The organism is Lactobacillus corticis (assembly GCF_018327645.1).
Lineage (GTDB): Bacteria > Bacillota > Bacilli > Lactobacillales > Lactobacillaceae > Lactobacillus > Lactobacillus corticis.
Genome location: NZ_BMAY01000021.1, coordinates 1 through 1,539, shown reverse-complemented (window position 1 = coordinate 1,539; position 1,539 = coordinate 1). Strand labels below are relative to the sequence as shown.

Sequence of the window (1,539 nt, the reverse complement as noted above, 5' to 3'; positions counted from 1 at the left end):
ACTCCCAGCCTATCTACCTCATCGTCTCTGAGGTGTCTTACTGCTTTCGCATGGGAAATCTCATCTTGAGGGGGGCTTCGCACTTAGATGCTTTCAGCGCTTATCCCTTCCGCACTTAGCTACCCAGCTGTGCTCTTGGCAGAACAACTGGTACACCAGCGGTGCGTCCATCCCGGTCCTCTCGTACTAAGGACAGCTCCTCTCAAATTTCCTGCGCCCACGACGGATAGGGACCGAACTGTCTCACGACGTTCTGAACCCAGCTCGCGTGCCGCTTTAATGGGCGAACAGCCCAACCCTTGGGACCGACTTCAGCCCCAGGATGCGACGAGCCGACATCGAGGTGCCAAACCTCCCCGTCGATGTGAACTCTTGGGGGAGATAAGCCTGTTATCCCCAGGGTAGCTTTTATCCGTTGAGTGATGGCCTTTCCATTCAGTACCACCAGATCACTAAGCCCGACTTTCGTCCCTGCTCGAGTTGTCTCTCTCGCAGTCAAGCTCCCTTATACCTTTACACTCTGCGAATGATTTCCAACCATTCTGAGGGAACCTTTGGGCGCCTCCGTTACACTTTAGGAGGCGACCGCCCCAGTCAAACTGCCCACCTGACACTGTCCCTGACGCCGCTTCCGCGTCTAGGTTAGAGCATCCTTCAAACAAGGGTAGTATCCCAACAGCGCCTCCGGCTATACTAGCGTACTGCCTTCTTCGGCTCCTACCTATCCTGTACATGTTTAAAAGATACTCAATATCAAGCTACAGTGAAGCTCCATGGGGTCTTTCCGTCCTGTCGCGGGTAACCCGCATCTTCACGGGTATTATAATTTCACCGAGTCTCTCGTTGAGACAGTGCCCAAATCATTTCACCTTTCGTGCAGGTCGGAACTTACCCGACAAGGAATTTCGCTACCTTAGGACCGTTATAGTTACGGCCGCCGTTTACTGGGGCTTCAATTCGAACCTTCGCTTGCGCTAAGCTCTCCTCTTAACCTTCCAGCACCGGGCAGGTGTCAGCACCTATACGTCATCTTACGATTTTGCAGATACCTGTGTTTTTGATAAACAGTTGTTTGGGCCTATTCTCTGCGGCTGATCTCTCAATCAGCACCCCTTCTCCCGAAGTTACGGGGTCATTTTGCCGAGTTCCTTAACGAGAGTTCTCTCGCTCGCCTTAGTGTTCTCCACTCGACTACCTGTGTCGGTTTGCGGTACGGGTACGTTATCTCTGGCTAGAAGCTTTTCTTGGCAGTGTGACTCTGCACCTTCGCTACTCTAATTTCGCTCCTCATCACGCCTCAGAATTATCAAAAGCAAGCATTTCACTCGCTTTCTCCCTTGACGCTTAAACATGGTTCCAGCCCCATGCGTGCTTTGCCTCCTGCGTCCCTCCTTCGCTCATCGCGATTTAACGCAGTACAGGAATCTCTACCTGTTATCCATCGACTACGCCTCTCGGCCTTGCCTTAGGTCCCGACTTACCCTGGGCGGACGAGCCTGCCCCAGGAAACCTTAGTCTTTCGGCGGATAGGATTCTCAC

General features: G+C 52.8%; 1 rRNA gene. It reads right to left on the bottom strand.

Annotated elements, in window-relative coordinates:
* Nucleotides 1-1,539: ribosomal RNA gene (locus KI210_RS08505) — 23S ribosomal RNA — on the bottom strand; the annotation flags it as partial.